Origin of the sequence: Protofrankia sp. Cj3, from assembly GCF_917627355.1 — a bacterium.
Classification (GTDB): domain Bacteria; phylum Actinomycetota; class Actinomycetes; order Frankiales; family Frankiaceae; genus Protofrankia.
In genome coordinates, this window is sequence record NZ_CAKJTR010000177.1 from 1 (window position 1) to 608 (window position 608).

Here is a 608-nt window from a genome sequence, read left to right on the forward strand (position 1 = left end):
TGTGGAGCCCTTGCCGATCATCTGATCGTCCTTCGTCGATAGCGCACGTGACCTGGTGACGATGTGGCCATGTCCCTGGCCCCGGCCGCGAACACCCACATGTGGCCGCAAACCGGCAGGAGCTCTCCCGAGCAACGCTTCGTACTCACGACTGCCCCCGTGCAGGAACTCAACCCAGCTGGCATGACTACGCAGGCGCGAACTCTAGCAGGACATCGAGTGCGCATCTACGGCATTTTTTGCTTCTTCCATCAATATTTTCGGAACAGCTGGGTCCCGATCTCCGCACACGACGAAATACTGCTGACAGTAATGAAAGACCACTCATAGAGTGACAGAGGCATGGTGCGCCCATAGGGATATCCGCCGCGGCTGGAACGGCCACGGGGAGCTGCTCGCCCGGCTCTTCGCTGGTCGGGCTCTTCGCTGGTCATGTCGCCGGACAGGCCTGATCGCGGTGGGCCGCACGGTGGGCCCGGCTCGCTCCGCCCACTGGCTCCACGCCTGCTTCCCGCGGGCACACGAACAACAGGGGCATGGCCGGGACGAATCGTCCTGGCCATGCCCCTGTTGTCGGCACTGCCCCCCGGGGGTTGCTGCCCCCGGGG